This window comes from Candidatus Palibaumannia cicadellinicola, from assembly GCF_001269425.1.
GTDB lineage: Bacteria > Pseudomonadota > Gammaproteobacteria > Enterobacterales > Enterobacteriaceae > Baumannia > Baumannia cicadellinicola_A.
In genome coordinates this window covers 345,509-362,260 of sequence record NZ_CP011787.1, presented here as the reverse complement: position 1 = coordinate 362,260, position 16,752 = coordinate 345,509, and the positions used below count along the sequence as shown (strand labels likewise).

General features: G+C 32.9%; 13 protein-coding genes, 1 tRNA gene and 2 pseudogenes. 10 read left to right on the top strand and 6 right to left on the bottom strand.

Annotated features, from left to right (window positions below):
- Position 1: 1 nt before the first annotated feature.
- The 4 genes from hisA to gndA all read left to right on the top strand — a co-directional run bounded on the left by hisA (position 2) and on the right by gndA (position 3,716).
- Positions 2 to 745, top strand: a complete 744-nt coding sequence (gene hisA, locus AB162_RS01670) for a 1-(5-phosphoribosyl)-5-[(5-phosphoribosylamino)methylideneamino]imidazole-4-carboxamide isomerase (RefSeq protein WP_053096934.1) — start codon at positions 2 to 4, stop codon at positions 743 to 745.
- A complete protein-coding gene (gene hisF, locus AB162_RS01665; RefSeq protein WP_053096932.1) occupies positions 727 to 1,503 on the top strand; it encodes an imidazole glycerol phosphate synthase subunit HisF in 777 nt (258 codons plus the stop codon). The genes hisA and hisF overlap by 19 nt, the downstream gene beginning before the upstream one ends.
- Entirely contained in the window at positions 1,497 to 2,108 is a 612-nt protein-coding gene (hisIE, locus tag AB162_RS01660; RefSeq protein WP_053096930.1) for a bifunctional phosphoribosyl-AMP cyclohydrolase/phosphoribosyl-ATP diphosphatase HisIE, read from the top strand. The genes hisF and hisIE overlap by 7 nt, the downstream gene beginning before the upstream one ends.
- Positions 2,109 to 2,303: 195 nt before the next feature.
- Entirely contained in the window at positions 2,304 to 3,716 is a 1,413-nt protein-coding gene (gene gndA, locus AB162_RS01655) for an NADP-dependent phosphogluconate dehydrogenase (RefSeq protein ID WP_053096928.1), read from the top strand.
- A gap of 66 nt (positions 3,717 to 3,782) precedes the next feature.
- Here gndA and metG read toward each other — a convergent pair.
- A pseudogene (gene metG, locus AB162_RS01650) lies at positions 3,783 to 5,462 on the bottom strand (methionine--tRNA ligase); the annotation flags it as partial.
- A gap of 175 nt (positions 5,463 to 5,637) precedes the next feature.
- Here metG and dcd point away from each other — a divergent pair.
- Positions 5,638 to 6,246 (top strand): dCTP deaminase, encoded by a 609-nt coding sequence (gene dcd, locus AB162_RS01645; protein ID WP_053096924.1) that lies wholly within the window; start codon positions 5,638 to 5,640, stop codon positions 6,244 to 6,246.
- On the opposite strand, the gene folE is transcribed toward dcd, so the two are convergent.
- Positions 6,247 to 6,912, bottom strand: coding sequence for a GTP cyclohydrolase I FolE (gene folE, locus AB162_RS01640; protein WP_053096922.1), 666 nt, complete (start codon positions 6,910 to 6,912; stop codon positions 6,247 to 6,249).
- 120 nt (positions 6,913 to 7,032) lie between these two features.
- Positions 7,033 to 8,478, bottom strand: coding sequence for an amino acid permease (locus tag AB162_RS01635; protein WP_053096919.1), 1,446 nt, complete (start codon positions 8,476 to 8,478; stop codon positions 7,033 to 7,035).
- 241 nt (positions 8,479 to 8,719) lie between these two features.
- Between AB162_RS01635 and nfo the strand changes: the two genes are divergently transcribed.
- From nfo to AB162_RS01615, 4 genes are all read left to right on the top strand, one after another.
- Complete coding sequence (nfo, locus tag AB162_RS01630) at positions 8,720 to 9,583, top strand: deoxyribonuclease IV (RefSeq protein ID WP_053096917.1); 864 nt, start codon at positions 8,720 to 8,722, stop codon at positions 9,581 to 9,583.
- A gap of 58 nt (positions 9,584 to 9,641) precedes the next feature.
- A complete protein-coding gene (gene mepS, locus AB162_RS01625) occupies positions 9,642 to 10,208 on the top strand; it encodes a bifunctional murein DD-endopeptidase/murein LD-carboxypeptidase (protein ID WP_053096915.1) in 567 nt (188 codons plus the stop codon).
- Between the two features lie 203 nt (positions 10,209 to 10,411).
- Positions 10,412 to 10,696: a 50S ribosomal protein L25 gene (rplY, locus tag AB162_RS01620; protein WP_053096913.1), complete on the top strand. Its 285-nt coding sequence runs from the start codon at positions 10,412 to 10,414 to the stop codon at positions 10,694 to 10,696.
- A 45-nt stretch (positions 10,697 to 10,741) separates the two neighbouring features.
- Positions 10,742 to 10,815, top strand: a tRNA-Pro gene (locus AB162_RS01615).
- Positions 10,816 to 10,830: 15 nt separating this feature from the next.
- Here the strand turns inward: AB162_RS01615 and ddlA are convergent.
- The 3 genes and pseudogenes from ddlA to gyrA form a co-directional block, all read right to left on the bottom strand.
- Entirely contained in the window at positions 10,831 to 11,931 is a 1,101-nt protein-coding gene (ddlA, locus tag AB162_RS01610) for a D-alanine--D-alanine ligase (protein WP_053096911.1), read from the bottom strand.
- A 55-nt stretch (positions 11,932 to 11,986) separates the two neighbouring features.
- A complete protein-coding gene (locus AB162_RS01605; protein ID WP_156213989.1) occupies positions 11,987 to 13,000 on the bottom strand; it encodes a porin in 1,014 nt (337 codons plus the stop codon).
- 261 nt (positions 13,001 to 13,261) lie between these two features.
- Positions 13,262 to 15,811: pseudogene (gene gyrA / locus AB162_RS01600) on the bottom strand (DNA topoisomerase (ATP-hydrolyzing) subunit A); the annotation flags it as partial.
- A gap of 180 nt (positions 15,812 to 15,991) precedes the next feature.
- On the opposite strand from gyrA, the gene ubiG reads away from it, so the two are divergent.
- Positions 15,992 to 16,726, top strand: a complete 735-nt coding sequence (gene ubiG, locus AB162_RS01595; protein WP_053096905.1) for a bifunctional 2-polyprenyl-6-hydroxyphenol methylase/3-demethylubiquinol 3-O-methyltransferase UbiG — start codon at positions 15,992 to 15,994, stop codon at positions 16,724 to 16,726.
- Positions 16,727 to 16,752: the final 26 nt, after the last annotated feature.

Genomic DNA, 16,752 nt, shown 5'->3' with positions numbered 1-16,752 from the left:
AGTGATAATACCTGCGTTAGATTTAATTGACGGTACTGTTGTACGACTATATCAAGGTAACTATCAGCAGCAAAATAACTACGGGAAAGATCCAATCTTGCACCTGCATAATTACTTAAGTCAAGGAGCCGAATTACTACATTTAGTAGATTTAACTGGTGCACGTGATCCATCATTACGACAAATAAAGCTGCTTACTAACTTATTATCTTACTGTGCACCTGCAAAAGTACAAATTGGCGGTGGTATTCGTAGTGCAGCAGATGTAGAAGAATTACTAAAATATGGTGCTAATAGAGTAGTTGTAGGTTCTACAGCAGTAACGCAACCGCAAGAAGTACAAAATTGGTTTAAAATTTTTGGCCCTGATGCTTTAGTACTTGCACTAGATGTACGTATAGATATTAGTGGTAAGCGTTGGATAGCTATAAGCGGCTGGATGGAAGACTCTGGCTTAATGCTAGAACAAGTCATAGATCAATACCTTCAGACAGTAGGACTAAATCATATTCTATGCACTGATATCTCTCGTGATGGCACACTATCTGGTATTAATATAGAATTATATCAGTCTTTATGTAGCCATTGGCCGAGTATTAAATTTCAGTCATCAGGTGGAATATGTAGCTTAGATGATATTGCTAAACTACATCATAGTGGTGTACATGATGTCATAATAGGGCGTGCATTATTAGAAAATAAATTTACTGTTGCTGAGGCTATGGCATGCTGGCAAAACGTATAATCCCTTGTCTAGATGTACATAATGGGCAAGTTATTAAAGGTATACAATTTCGTAATCATAAAATAATCGGTGATATCGTACAGTTAGCTCGTCGCTATGCAGAAGAGGGGGCAGACGAATTAGTCTTTTATGATATTACAGCTTCATCAGATGGTAGATTAGTGGATAAAAGTTGGATAGCTCGTGTTGCTGAAGTAATTGATATCCCTTTTTGTGTTGCTGGTGGTATTAAAAGCGTAGCGCAGGCTGCTGAGGTGATATCCTTTGGTGCGGATAAAATATCAGTTAATTCCCCTGCTATCGAAGATCCAGATTTGATTAGTAGGTTGGCAGATCGCTTTGGCATTCAATGCATAGTGGTTAGTATTGATACTTGGTATAATAGACTACTTAATCAATATCAAGTTAAGCAATATACCGGTGATGAAAAAAGTATAAAATTAACTAAATGGCAGACATTAGATTGGGTAGAAGAAGTTCAGATACGTGGTGCCGGTGAAATAGTGCTAAATATGATGAATCAGGACGGGGGATGTCTAGGCTATGATTTATTGCAGTTGCAACATGTACGAAAAAATTGCAGAGTACCGTTGATTGCTTCCGGCGGTGCAGGAACTATGCAACATTTCTTAGATGCATTAATTAATGCTGAAGTTGACGGCGTGCTTGCTGCATCTGTTTTTCATAAAAAGATAATTAATATTAGTGAATTAAAAACATTTCTAGCAGATAAAGGAGTAAACATAAGATTATGTTAACTGATAAACAAACACAGGAACTTAATTGGCAGAAAAATTACGGCATAATACCAGCTATTATCCAGCATTACGTTTCCGGTGAAGTACTAATGATGGGGTATATGAATGCTGACGCGTTAAAAGTAACCGAAAATACAGGTAAAGTTACCTTATACTCACGTAGCAAGCAACGTCTGTGGACTAAAGGAGAAAGTTCAGGTAATTACCTAAAGGTAATTAGCCTAACTCCAGACTGTGATAACGACACGCTACTTATTATGGCTTCTCCGCTAGGTCCAACCTGTCATAATAATACTAGCAGTTGTTTCAATATCGCTGTTAGTGATTTTAGTTTTATTTATAATTTGGAAATATTACTCAGAGAACGTAAGTTAGCAGATCCGAACAATTCATATACTGCTAGATTATATAACAGTGGTATCAAGCGTATTGCACAAAAAGTAGGCGAAGAGGGTATAGAAACAGCTCTAGCTGGAATAATGCAAAATCAGCAAGAAATCATTAACGAATCAGCTGACCTAGTATATCATCTACTAATCCTACTAGGAGATCAAAAAATAGATTTTAGTCAAGTTATAGCTAAGTTACGCGAACGTAATATTTAATAAGTAAAAAATTAATTATTTAGCTATTACTTCTTAAGTTATATGTGTAATCAAATTAAGTACTATATTTAGTAGACATCCAATTAATTTATCACAACAATAAAAAATTATTATTTTTTATTTTAAAATATATTATCAAGATAAGTTATCTTTAATTTTATCTTAGTATAGTTTTAATAAAAAAGGAGTTACTTAATGCCCAAACAACAGATCGGTGTAGTTGGTATGGCGGTAATGGGGCGTAATATAGCGCTTAATATGGTAAAACATGGTTATCGTGTATCTATTTTTAATAGATCTCAAGAAAAAACTAATCAAGTTATCGCTGAAAACCCTGGAATAATAACATTAGTACCTTATTTTTCTGTAAAAGAATTTGTGAATTCATTGGAAAAACCACGTCGTATATTGTTGATGATTAAGGCAGGAGAAGCAATAGATGAAACTATTAATTCGCTGATACCTTTTCTTGATATAAAAGATATCATCATTGATGGTGGTAATACTTTTTATCAAGATACTATACGTCGCAACAAAGAACTATCAAAATATGGTGTTTACTTTATTGGTATGGGGATTTCAGGTGGTGAAGAAGGTGCGCTGAAAGGTCCTTCTATTATGCCTGGAGGTAATAAACAAGCTTATGATATTATATCACCTATGCTAGATAAAATTGCAGCACGTGCAAATTGTCAGGCATGCGTTACCTATATTGGTCCTGATGGTGCTGGACACTACGTAAAAATGGTACACAATGGTATTGAATATGGTGATATGCAACTAATCGCAGAAACATATTCTCTACTGAAAGAAGTCTTACATCTTAATAATAATGAATTAGCTAATGTTTTTACAGAGTGGAACAAAGGAGAGCTAAATAGCTATCTTATTGATATAACTTCTCATATTTTAACTAAAAAAGATATCCAAGGTAAATATATAATAGACGTTATTTGCGATGAGGCAGCAAATAAAGGTACAGGTAAGTGGACTAGCCAGAGTGCAATTGAGTTAGGAGAACCGCTGAACTTAATTACTGCAGCAGTTTTCGCGCGCTACTTATCATCTTTAAAAAAGCAGCGGGTTATTGCTAATAAAGTATTAATAGGTCCTAAAATACCAAAATTTAGCAACAATGAAAAAATCAATTTTATTGAAAAGGTACGGCGTGCACTATATTTAGGAAAAATAATATCTTACGCTCAGGGTTTTTCGCAGCTTAAAGCAGCTTCAGAAAAATACAACTGGCATCTTAATTATGGAGATATAGCTAAAATATTTCGCGCAGGATGTATAATACGTGCACAGTTATTGCAGCATATTACCGATGCCTACGCTAAGGATGCATTACTTACAAATCTTTTGCTATCACCTTATTTACAAGCTATTGCTAATGACTATCAGCAAGCACTACGTAAAGTGGTAGCTATTGCTATTAATTATGGTATTCCTGTACCTACATTATCTGCAGCTATTACCTACTACGATAGTTATCGTTCATTAATACTACCTGCGAATTTAATCCAAGCACAACGTGATTACTTTGGAGCACATACTTATAAACGCATAGATAAAGATGGTGTATTTCATACTAACTGGCTAAATTAACATAGCTACTAGTAGCTAGGCCTAGGCTAGCTGCTTATTCTACAATTTATAATTGTCTTCATAAGAAAGCATTGCTTTTACCTGACTACTTGTTATACGCTTAAGTAATGTATTAAATTTATTAATTCTATGATTGGTCAGGGGTATGACCATATTTTCCCAATTTAGTTGCGTATTCAAAAATTGTTCAGATCTATGGGCTACAGCAGGTAATACTGGCTGCAGATAAGTCATTAGTAAGCGAAATAAATTAATTCCCATAGAGCAAATATTATGCAAATATTGCTGCTGCTGCCTGTCATTGATCTTCTTAGCGACTACCCATGGTTCTTTTTTATGAATATAGCTATTAGCTATATCTGCTAGAGACATAATTTCACGAATAGCACGACTGGTTTCTCTGTGATGAAATGCTTCTCCAATTGAGACTGAAGCATTAACAAATTTTTTATAAAGAAGCGGATCTTCAATTTGAGCAGAAAGCGTACTATCAAAAATATTAATTATAAAACTTGCATTCCTAGAAGCTAGGTTTATGACTTTATTAACAATATCAGCATTGACTTTATAAATAAAATTTTCTAAGTTAAGATCTATATCATCAATACGCGATGATAATTTTGCTGCATAATAATAACGTAAGTAACTAGCCTCTAAATTAGCTAAATAAGTACTAGCCTTGATAAATGTGCCACGTGATTTGGACATTTTAGTCCCATTGACAGTAACATAACCATGAACAAACAAATTAGTAGGTTTTCTGAAATTACTACCTTCTAGCATAGCTGGCCAAAAAATACTGTGAAAATATGCAATGTCCTTACCTATGAAATGATATAAATCTGCCTTAGAATCAATACCCCAAAAATCATCGAAAATAATATCATTACGTTTATCGCAAAGATTTTTAAATGTGCTAATATAGCCAATAGGCGCATCTAACCAAACATAGAAATATTTATCAGGAGCTTCTGGTACTTCAAAACCAAAGTAGGGTGCGTCGCGAGAAATATCCCATTGTTGTAAGCCTAGATCAAACCACTCTTGCATTTTATTAGCAACCTGTTCTTGTAGTGTACCAGAAAAGGTCCATGCTCGTAGCATGTCACTAAAAGCTGGTAAATCGAAGAAAAAATGCTCTGACTCTAACAGTACTGGTGTTATGCCGGATAATGTGGACTTTGGATTAATAAGATCCACTGGATTATAAGTTGCTCCACATAGTTCGCAATTATCACCATATTGATCTGGTGAATGACATTTAGGACAGCAACCTTTAACAAAACGGTCAGGTAAAAACATTCTCTTGTTAGGATCATATAGCTGGAAAATAGTACGATTCTTAATAAAACCATTATCTTTAAGACGTTGATATATTAAAATTGATAATTCTCTATTATCATCGCTATGGGTGGATTGATAATTGTCGTAGCTAATGTCAAATTTAGCAAAATCTCTCTTATGTTCTTGGTGAATTTCATTTATCATTGCTTCTGGAGTAACGCCTAACTGCTGTGCTTTAAGCATAATTGGCGTACCATGAGCATCATCAGCACAAATAAAATATACTTTATTACCTCGCATCCTCTGATAACGTACCCAAATATCAGCTTGAATATGTTCAAGCATATGACCTAGATGGATAGAACCGTTAGCATACGGTAACGCACAGGTTACTAATATTTTTTTTGCGCTACTTCTTTCATGGTATAAATTTAATTTAAATTTTAATTGTAACTTAACTATGTAAATAGTTATTGGTTAAGGTTAAGTGGAATTGGATCATTAAAGATAATGTATTGTATGCATATTTATTAGTTAAGTACAAATATTAATAAATAAAAAGATAATAAATATCTATTTTTTAGATTAAATAAGTTATTTACTACTATTAGATTTATATTAATTGAGAAGACAAGCCATGAGACTATGTGATAGTGATATTGAATTATTATTAGATGAAGGAAGACTAAAAATTAGTCCACGTCCACCAAGGGAAAGAATTAACGGAGCTACTGTAGATGTCCTATTAGGAAATAAATTTAGAATTTTTAGCGGTCATACTGCTGCATTTGTTGACTTGAGCGGACCAAAAAATAAAATAACTACAGCTATTAATAAAATTATGAGTGATGAAATTAGGCTAACAGAAAAAGAGGCATTTTTTCTTCATCCTGGTGAGTTGGCGCTTGCCGTTACCATGGAGTATATAACTATGCCTGCTAACTTAATTGGTTGGCTAGATGGTCGTTCATCTTTAGCTAGACTTGGACTAATGGTGCATGTTACAGCACACAGAATAGATCCAGGCTGGCAGGGAAATCTTGTGCTAGAATTCTATAATTCTGGTAAATTACCTTTAGTATTACGCCCAGGTATGCTAATAGCAGCACTAAGTTTCGAGTTTCTGAGTAGAACAGCAGCACGACCATATAACCTACGCAATAGTGCTAAATATTGTAACCAGCATGGAGCTATTGCAAGTAGGATAGATCAGGAAATAAAAATTATTAATTTTATTATTTATTAGTTAATTATTATTTTTAATAATACTAAAAAACTCATTACGTGTATTATTGCTAGATTTAAATAAACCTCCTAATGAAGTAGTAGTAGCAATACTTGTTGTATCACAAATCCCGCGTGCTTTTACGCAATAATGAACAGCATAAATAGATACTGCAACGTTATTTGTTCCTAATATAGTTTGTAGTGCTAATAAAATTTGTTGTGTTAGTCGTTCTTGAACTTGTGGACGTTGGGCGAAGAACCATACTATACGGTTAATTTTTGATAGTCCTATAACGAAATTATTAGGAATATAGGACACTGTAGCTTTACCATCAATTATCAAAAAGTGATGCTCACAGGTACTAGTTAAGTTAATTTCGCGTACTGTTACCATTTCATCTGCTTTCATTTTATTAGAGATAACAGTAATTTTTGGAAAATTAGCATAATCTAAGCCAGAAAATATTTCATGAATATACATATTTGCAATACGATATGGTGTTTTTGCTAAACTATCATCCATTAGATCCAGATTAAGCAACATCATTATTTTTTTAAAATGTTCAGCAATATTTCTTTTACGTACTTCAATGTCTAATATATTATTTCCACGCAGTAACGGTTCTAGTCCATGTTCCTGTAGAGCTTTACGTACCATCGACGCTTCTTTTGTAAGCATTACCATTTTGTATCCCTAAAGCAGACAATAAAATGCTACTAAGCGATTATCGATAATAAAGTGCAATTTATTTCAAAATAATTTTTATTAGCATCTCTGATAGTGAGAACAATAATAACTACAAGCTCAAACATGGGGAAAAATCATATCTTCATAGCGTACAATGCTACTACCGTGATACCATCTATAACTTAACCAAATTAAAAAAAATAATGGAATACCAATATAGTTAGTAACAACATTTTTCCAATCAATGCTATCCGCTATAAATATTTTATAATGTTGGCCAAAGGTAATTAATATGCATAATATGAAAGCAAATACCGGGCCAAATGGAAATAATCCAGCACGATATGGTAACTTATCCAAACTAAGTCCCTGTTTTTTTAAACCTATGCGAAAACGATAATGGCTAACCGCAATACCTAACCAAGCAATAAAACCAGTAGTACCAGAGGTATGAATAAGCCATAAATACACTGTTTTATTACTATATATCGATGAGATAAAACATAATCCAGCAACTAAGGTAGTAATATATAGCGCGTTAAGTGGTATACCATTTTTAGATAATTTTGCGAAAATTTTAGGAGCTTTACCTTCTATTGCTAGATTATAGAGCATACGAGTTGATGCATACATCCCAGAATTACCAGATGATAAAATAGTAGTAAGAATTACACTATTCATGATAGCGGCAGCAGACAGCTGCCCAGCATTACGGAATACCAAGGTAAATGGGCTAACAGTTATATTGTTCACTTCATTGTCTAATATAGCTAAACTAGTATAGGGAATAAGAATACTAATTATTAATATAGATAGTACGTAAAATAGCATAATGCGCCAAAATACTTGCCGCATAGCAAGTGGAATATTAGTACCAGGATTTTCCGACTCTCCAGCAGCAATACCAATTAATTCTGTGCCTTGATACGAGAAACCAACTATCATTGCTACTTCTATTATAGTAGCAATACCACCAGCGAATGGTGCATCATTTATCTGCCAGTTATGCCAACAATCTTGCGCTCCTCCTTTTATAATCCCTAATATCATCAGTATGCCTACAATGATAAAAACAATAACTGTAGTTACTTTAATTAAAGAAAAACAATATTCAGCTTCACCAAAACCTTTTACTGAAATGAAATTAAGTATAAAAATTATGCATAAAAACAAAATACTCCAGATCCAACCAGGGGTTACTGGAAACCAGTAACCCATAACTATTTGTGCAGTTACTAGATCTACAGCTATAGTTATAGCCCAGTTGTACCAGTAATTCCAGCCAAGTGCAAAACCAAATCCTTTTTCTACATAGAGAGAGCCATAAGTTGCAAAAGAACCAGATACAGGCATATAAGCTGCTAGTTCACCTAAACTAGTCATTAAAAAATAAACCATAAGACCAATAAGCATATATGATACTAACGCACCGCCAGGACCAGCTTGTGATATAGAGACCCCTGATGCAACAAATAATCCAGTACCGATAGAACCACCAAGAGCTATCATAGTAATATGACGGGTTTTTAGTGTACGACGTAGACAGTGAGTTTTATCAACCATAATTTAATGTAAAAATTATCAAAATAAAATATATATTATTAATAATATTATTTATTACTTACTGGTAATGTATGATACTAGTAATTTACTTATAATAATGAGTTATATGTAGCTTTTTAAGCTATACTGAAATTAATAAATAAACGCTATTGAATAGAATTCAATACTCATCATAAAGCTTTTATATAAATAATCAAACTGTTATAACGAATATATATTATTTATTTGGAGTATATTGATAATGGGAAAGTTTATTGGTGCACATGTTAGTGCAACTGATGGGTTATATAAAGCTGTAATCCGCGCCAATGCATTACAGGCCACGGCTTTATCTTTTTTTATTAAAAATAATCTTCAGTGGAACACTGCGCCTTTAACAATAAAAGCTATAGACTGTTTCCGTGCTGCTTGTGCTGAGTATCATTATAATAAGGATCAAATTTTACCACATAATAGCTACCTCATCAATCTTAGTCATCCAGTTAAATATCAGCTGGAAAAATCTCGTGCTGCTTTTATTGAAGAAATCCGTCGTTGTGATCAATTAGGTATTAATCTACTTAACTTTCATCCAGGTAGCCATTTACAGCAGATGAATGAAGAAACTAGCTTAAATATTATAGCAGATTCTATAAATATTGCATTAGATAAAACAGTAAACGTAACTTTAGTAGTTGAAAATACTGCTGGCCAGGGTAGTAATATGGGCTTTCGCTTTGAACAGCTCGCAGAAATAATTAGGCAAGTAAATGATAAAAATAGGATCGGGATCTGTATTGATACTTGTCATGCCTTTGCTGCAGGGTATGATTTACGTACAGAAACAACATGTAATGTCACCTTCAATCAGTTTGATGATATCATTGGCTTTAAATACCTACGTGGTATGCATTTAAACGATGCTAAAGTTGATTATGGTAGTAAAATTGATCGCCACCAAAGCTTAGGTAAAGGCAATATAGGCAAAACAGTATTTATGTGGATAATGGCTAATAAAAATTTTGATAACATTCCTATGATTTTAGAAACGATCAATCCTAATATTTGGTCAAAGGAAATTGCTTGGTTAAAAACCAATTTAGTTTCCGATACTAATACTAATTAATTAACCTATACCTATATATTATATATTTATTATTATTTAAATAATTTGTAGGATGAATATGATATTTATTAAATATCAGTATATTTGTATTTTACTTAAACAGTTAATTATTTTTTTCAATATAGCAGCTATCTGTAGTAATTATCATCAGTATAGACCTACTATTGATACTATCACTCATTCAAATAATTTATTTATGCAACTATATAAACAGAAAAATTCAAACTGTGAAGAAGTAGTTCGTAACTTTACAATTCAAGCTAAAATTATGAATCAATATTATAATTGGAAAGGAGTACGTTACAAGTTAGGCGGAATCTATAAAAGTGGTATAGATTGCTCTGCTTTTGTACAAAGAACTTTTATTGAACAGTTCAATATACACATTCCAAGATCAACTAAAGATCAAAAAAAAATAGGAATTAAAGTTCAGCGTACTAAGCTATTACCAGGTGATTTAGTGCTATTTAGTATTAGTGCTACCGCTAATCACGTAGGAATTTACTTAGGGAACGATCTATTTGTTCATGTCTCTACTAGCAGGGGTGTTATAATATCTAATATTAATAATTTGTACTGGAAAGCTTATTATTATGAAGGACGGAGGATACTTACAGTTAAATAATCAACTTTTTTTGTTTTTTTATTTTGATGTTATTACTGTAAGTAATCAGTAAGGAAGATAGTGACTTCACTTTGAAAAAATAATTGTTAATTATTTAACAATTGCTAATAAAACTAAAATTAATATAATTTTTGGTAAAAAATAGTATAATATTTACCTAAATATGTGGCTATGTGTTTAAGTTTACTTAAACAGGAAAATGTATGTTAACTATTTATGCTGAACCCCGCAAATACAATGGTACCAGTGCAAGCCGTAGACTACGTCGACTTAATAAGTTACCAGCTATTATTTATGGCAGTCAAACCACACCAGTCGCTATAACACTAGATAACCAAATAATTATGCATAACGAAAATAAAAATAGCTTTTACAACGACCAGCTTGCATTAGTAATTAATGGCAACAAAATCATAGTTAAAATATGGTCAATACAACGTCATCCATTTAAACAAAAAATAACACACATAGATTTTATAATAGTCTAGTAAGTAATAGTAAGGATTATTTTAAATGTTTTAACTAATTTTTTGCGGCATGTAGCGCAGCCTGGTAGCGTACCGTCATGGGGTGGCGGGGGTCAGAGGTTCGAATCCTCTCATGCCGACAAACAATTAAATAGTTAATTTAATTGTTGTAATCTATGCTTATTTTCATCATAACGCTCAATAGCTAACTCTATTAAACGGCTAATTAGTTCTGTGTAACTAACCCCGCTAGCTTGCCATAATTTAGGATACATACTAAACTTAGTAAAGCCAGGTAAAGTATTTACCTCGTTAACTAATATTTGATTCTTATCAGTAAGAAAAAAATCAACCCTAGCCATCCCGGCGCAGTTAAGTGCATTGAATGCATTTACGGCGACACAGCGAATAGTATTACTTATTTCTTTGTTAATATCAGCTGGAACTACTATCTGTACACCATACGTACTAAAATATTTTTTTTCATAAGAATAGAATGGTTCTCTTAAAATAATCTCACCGCATACACTAGTCTGTGGTTTATTATTACCTAATACTGCACATTCTAATTCACGACCCTGAATAGTTGATTCAACTAATACCTTATTATCAAATCTAAAAGCTAAAGTTAGTGCTTTATCAAAGCTAATACGATCTGTAACTTTAGATACGCCTACTGATGAACCTTGATTGGCAGGTTTGATAAATAACGAAGGACCTAGATTATCTATTATTTTATCGTAACTAAAATTTTCATAGTTTGCACTGGTAATGGTAATAGACGGTACTACCGTAATATTTGCATCACGTAATAATCTTTTAGCAATATCTTTATCCATACTAACAGCTGACCCAAGTACGGGAGAGCCAACAAAAGGTAGGTTTGCCATACACAGCAGTCCTTGCATACTACCATCTTCACCTAAAGTGCCATGCACAATGGGAAAAATTACGTCTAGTTGTTGGCTTAATGCCTCTAAAGTATCGATATTAACTAATTGATGCTGCTTACGTCCAGGAATGATGGCAATATTTTTATTGCTTTTTTTGAGAGCAATATATTTCGGATTGTCATAATTTATTAAATAATCTAAATTATCTTGTAAATGCCACTGTCCTTCTTTATCTATACCCAGCAGTATAACATCGAATTTATTTTTATCGATCATATCAACTATATGGTTAGCAGATTGTAGTGAAATTTCATGTTCTGCTGAATGACCACCAAAAATTAGCCCTACGCGTAACCTAGCCATACATTTTCCTATTAATTATTATTTTCTATTAACATAATAAAATCAGAAAATAATTTTAAAACTTATAGCTAATGCCCAAAGTTATTATACTACCAGTATACATTTTAGCTATACGATAAAATTCAGAATTAAGTATGTTAAAGCGATAGTTAATGAAAGCTAACATAGATGGATTTATTTGATAGCTTAAACCTAGTTTTAGATACCTAATTAAATTAATACTAGAATCATTATGACCTATGACTCCCCGTGATAATAGGTAATTCATATATGAGCTTATACCGCAATCAAATGTATACTGCGCTACAACCTCAGTATTATTTACCCTACTGGTAACATCATAAATACTCAAGTCAAATTTTGATGGAGAGAAATTACTAAATGGCAGAAGAGAATTGGTTTCACCATATATTGCAGCTAAATAAATATTATTTTGATCGTATTTTAGCCCTACATAGAAGGCTTGATCATCATAATTAATATTATTATGTTTTTTAAAATCATTATAATCAATAATATTTTTTATTATCGGACGTTGCCACATTAAGCTGGTGTTGTTTGTATAAGCTATCGCGCCTGTTAAGTAATCGTTAAAATTATACGATATAGACGCACCATAGCCATTATTGGATTTTTTATCACTCAATACACTACGATCAGGGTGCCCCTGATATTGTATAGCAAAGTTTAAACCTTTTATTAAACCAAAAACATTACTATTACGATAAGTCAACATACTATTTGTAAAGCTTGATATATTGTCTAGTGACATATCACTAATATCGTTACTACATCTCGGAATGACTTTAGTAAAAGATGAAATATCATACAGTAATGTATAGTTTTTACCATAATCTATACTACCCAAATGACTTAAATCTATACCGGTAAAGCCAATCACGTTACTAGTTTCTTTATCAAGTAATAAAGTTTTGTATTCCCATTTACTAAAACCTATTAATTTATCACTAATTTTTGTCTTGCCATGTAATCCATAATAAAACACAGCTTTATCACAATTAATGAAATTATTAATTTCATTTTGCTTATAATCGTTAATTCCTAACATTAGTTTTTTATAAGTTGTATAATTATTATGTAATTCTCCATATAATTCAAAATTATTTTTATGATATATGTCTGTAGCATTAGTTATGCTAGTAATGAAAAAAAAACTAGCATAGTACAAAATTTCATTTTTCTGTTCATAGGTAATTGTATTTTCATTTAGTTATTTATTTTTTAAATAAAATAATGTAATTAAAATTAATTTTATACAGTAGTTTTAATAAATGAATTTTTATTATTTATTGTTAATTAAACTCCTTATATCATCATATATTTGTTCAGCTACACGCTGTAAGCTTACTACATGTTCCGCTTCAGCAGTGCGTATAATTGTAATACCTTGAGTATTACGACCAAAAATACTGACTTCAGAAACTCTAGTACGTACTAATGTTCCGGCATCAGTGATCAGCATAATCTGATCATTATCATTGACCTGAACAGCGCCTACTACCTCTCCATTACGTTCGCTAACTTTGATAGATATCACACCCTGTGTATAACGTGATTTAGTTGGGTATTCAACTTGAGCGGTTCGCTTACCATAACCATGCCTGGTGACTGTCAGAATATGACCATCGGCCCGTGGCACAATCAGTGAAACTACCTTATCACCTTCTGCGAGGTTGATGCCTCGTACGCCAGTGGCAGTCCGTCCCATACTACGCACCTGACTTTCTGAAAAACGTACTACTTTACCATACGCGGAAAATAACATCACTTCATTACTACCATTTGTCAAATTAACTCCTATCAGTTCGTCACCTCCATGTAAATTAACGGCAATAATTCCAGTACTACGTGGACGGCTGAATTCAGTTAATGCGGTTTTTTTAACAGTCCCACTAGCAGTAGCCATAAAAATATTAAGTCCTTCTTCGTACTTACGTACTGGCAGAATAGTAGTAATACGTTCATTCTGCTCTAGCGGTAGTAAATTAACAATAGGTCGTCCACGAGAACCACGACTTGCAGTTGGTAATTGATATACTTTCATCCAATACATGCGACCTAGACTAGAGAATAACAGAATAGTATCATGAGTGTTAGCTACTAGTAAGCTATGGATAAAATCCTCTTCCTTCATCCGTGCTGCGGATTTTCCTTTTCCGCCTCTTCGTTGTGCCTCATAGTCTTTTAATGGCTGATACTTAACATAACCTTGGTATGATAGAGTAACAACAACATCTTCCTTATTAATTATATCTTCCATAAATAAATCAGAATGTATTGTAGTAATTTCAGTTCTACGACTGTCATTATACTCTATTTTTAGCATATTTAATTCTTCTATAAGAATTTCTCTTAGGCGTTTGGGATCATTTAATATACAGCGCATATCAACCATTTTAGTCAAAATTTCTTGATATTCTATCATTAATTTATGCTGTTCTAAGCATGTTAACTTATGCAATCTTAAATCTAAAATAGATTGTGCCTGCTTTTCTGTCAGGTAGTAACTACCATTATGGATACCATACTCTGATGCTTCAGTACGTACTGGATCATCATTATTATTACTAGTACCATTATTCAACATAGAGAGAAAAATACCTAGCTCCCAAGCTGATCCTACTAATTTTGTCTTGGCTTCTACCGGCGTATTAGCTTGTTTAGTCAGTTTTATAATCGACTCAATGTTTGCCTGCGCTATAGCTAGCGCTTCTAAAATATGAATACGCTCACTAGCTTTACGTAATTCGAATATAGTACGACGAGTTACTACTTCTTTGCGGTGACTCACAAAAGCAGATAATATTTCCTTAAGTGATAAAATTTTCGGTTGACCTTTATGTAGTGCTACCATATTAATACCAAACGATACCTGTAATTGACTAATTAAATACAGTTTGTTAAGTACTATATCAGCAACAGCGTCACGTTTAATTCCAATTACAATGCGCATGCCGTCTTTATCAGATTCATCGCGTAGGAAGCTAATTCCTGCTATACGCTTATCTTTCACTAATTCAGCTATTTTTTCTATTAGGCGTGCTTTATTTACTTGATAAGGAATTTCACGCACTACTATTATTTCTCTTCCAGTTTTTAAGTCAGTTTCTACTGTTGCACGTGCACGAATACATATTTTACCACGCCCCGTTCGATACGCATCTTCAATCCCAACCCTGCCATTAATAATAGCAGCAGTAGGAAAATCAGGACCTTGAATATGTTTCATTAGTTCTTGTATACTAATATTTTCATTGTTTATATATGCTAAACATCCATCAATAACTTCAGCCATATTATGTGGAGGAATATTAGTTGCCATACCAACCGCTATACCAGAAGATCCATTCACTAAAATATTGGGTATTCTTGTTGGTAGAACCTCAGGAATAGATTCAGTGCCGTCATAGTTAGCAATATGATCTACAGTTTCTTTATCTAGATCGACTAGTAACTCATGGGCTATCTGAGACATACGCACTTCAGTATAACGCATTGCTGCCGCTGAGTCTCCATCAATGGAACCAAAATTTCCCTGACCATCTACTAACATATAACGTAATGAGAAGGGCTGTGCCATACGCACTATTGCGTCATATACCGCAGTATCACCATGAGGATGATATTTTCCAATCACATCACCTACCACGCGTGCGGATTTTTTATAAGGTTTATTCCAATCATTACCTAGTTCTCTCATAGCGAACAATACCCTACGATGCACTGGTTTTAGTCCATCTCTAACATCTGGTAACGCACGTCCTATAATAACTGACATAGCATAATCTAAATAAGATCTTTTTAGTTCTTCTTCGATACTTATTGGTATTATTTCTTTAGCTGTAGCAATATTAATCATTAAGCAGCTATCCTTCCTTTCATAATAAATAATCATGAAGCTTGTCTTCTTAAGTATACCACATTTGTAACAAAAATTAGATTTTTATAGGTCTAGTTATGATTAATAATGTTTTTCTATGGAAAAGTATATTTTATACCTATTATAAATTATTACTAAATTTAGGTTTATTAAATTAATATGAACTATAAAGATAATTTTAGTTTTTTACAGCAGGAAAATGTTTACCTAAGTGAAATTGATAAATTCAATGCTCTTGCCTATAATTGGTGGAACAAAGATGGGGAATTCAAGTTACTTCATAGTATGAATCCTCTGCGCTTAGACTATATACTTAATCGTTCCGGTGGATTATTTGGTAAAAAAATTTTAGACGTAGGGTGTGGGGGCGGCCTTCTAGCAGAAGGAATGGCTAGTGAAGGTGCTGAAGTAACTGGTATAGATATAAGTTTATCGACTATAATGGTCGCTAGATCACATGCTTTATCTAGTGGCTTAAATATTAAATATATTCAGCATACCGTTGAAAATCATTCTAAAAATCACATTGGCTGTTACGACGTCATTACCTGTATGGAGATGCTAGAACATGTACCTAATCCTGCCTCTATTGTACATAGTTGCGCCAGACTAATCTCCCCTGGGGGAGATGTTTTTTTCTCTACAATTAATAGAAATTTTCAAGCTTGGTTTATGGTTATATGTAGCGCTGAATATTTATTGAGTATAGTTCCGTACGGAACCCATGATGTAAATAAATTTATTAAGCCAGCTGAGTTACTAAACTGGGTTGACGAAACTGATCTGTGTGAGCAGCATATTATTGGTATGCAATATAATCCAGTATGTGAAAAATTTATACTTAATAATAATATTAAGCTAAATTATATACTTCATACAAAATATATAATATGATAATTAGCTAATAAATTATATATATA

Excerpts from the sequence above, each read along its gene's own strand:
- hisF (WP_053096932.1), top strand. The coding sequence starts at position 727 with ATGCTGGCAAAACGTATAATCCCTTGTCTAGATGTACATAATGGGCAA.
- hisIE (WP_053096930.1), top strand. The coding sequence starts at position 1,497 with ATGTTAACTGATAAACAAACACAGGAACTTAATTGGCAGAAAAATTAC.
- gndA (WP_053096928.1), top strand. The coding sequence starts at position 2,304 with ATGCCCAAACAACAGATCGGTGTAGTTGGTATGGCGGTAATGGGGCGT.
- dcd (WP_053096924.1), top strand. The coding sequence starts at position 5,638 with ATGAGACTATGTGATAGTGATATTGAATTATTATTAGATGAAGGAAGA.
- folE (WP_053096922.1), bottom strand. The coding sequence starts at position 6,912 with ATGGTAATGCTTACAAAAGAAGCGTCGATGGTACGTAAAGCTCTACAG.
- AB162_RS01635 (WP_053096919.1), bottom strand. The coding sequence starts at position 8,478 with ATGGTTGATAAAACTCACTGTCTACGTCGTACACTAAAAACCCGTCAT.
- nfo (WP_053096917.1), top strand. The coding sequence starts at position 8,720 with ATGGGAAAGTTTATTGGTGCACATGTTAGTGCAACTGATGGGTTATAT.
- mepS (WP_053096915.1), top strand. The coding sequence starts at position 9,642 with ATGATATTTATTAAATATCAGTATATTTGTATTTTACTTAAACAGTTA.
- rplY (WP_053096913.1), top strand. The coding sequence starts at position 10,412 with ATGTTAACTATTTATGCTGAACCCCGCAAATACAATGGTACCAGTGCA.
- ddlA (WP_053096911.1), bottom strand. The coding sequence starts at position 11,931 with ATGGCTAGGTTACGCGTAGGGCTAATTTTTGGTGGTCATTCAGCAGAA.
- AB162_RS01605 (WP_156213989.1), bottom strand. The coding sequence starts at position 13,000 with ATGTTAGGAATTAACGATTATAAGCAAAATGAAATTAATAATTTCATT.
- ubiG (WP_053096905.1), top strand. The coding sequence starts at position 15,992 with ATGAACTATAAAGATAATTTTAGTTTTTTACAGCAGGAAAATGTTTAC.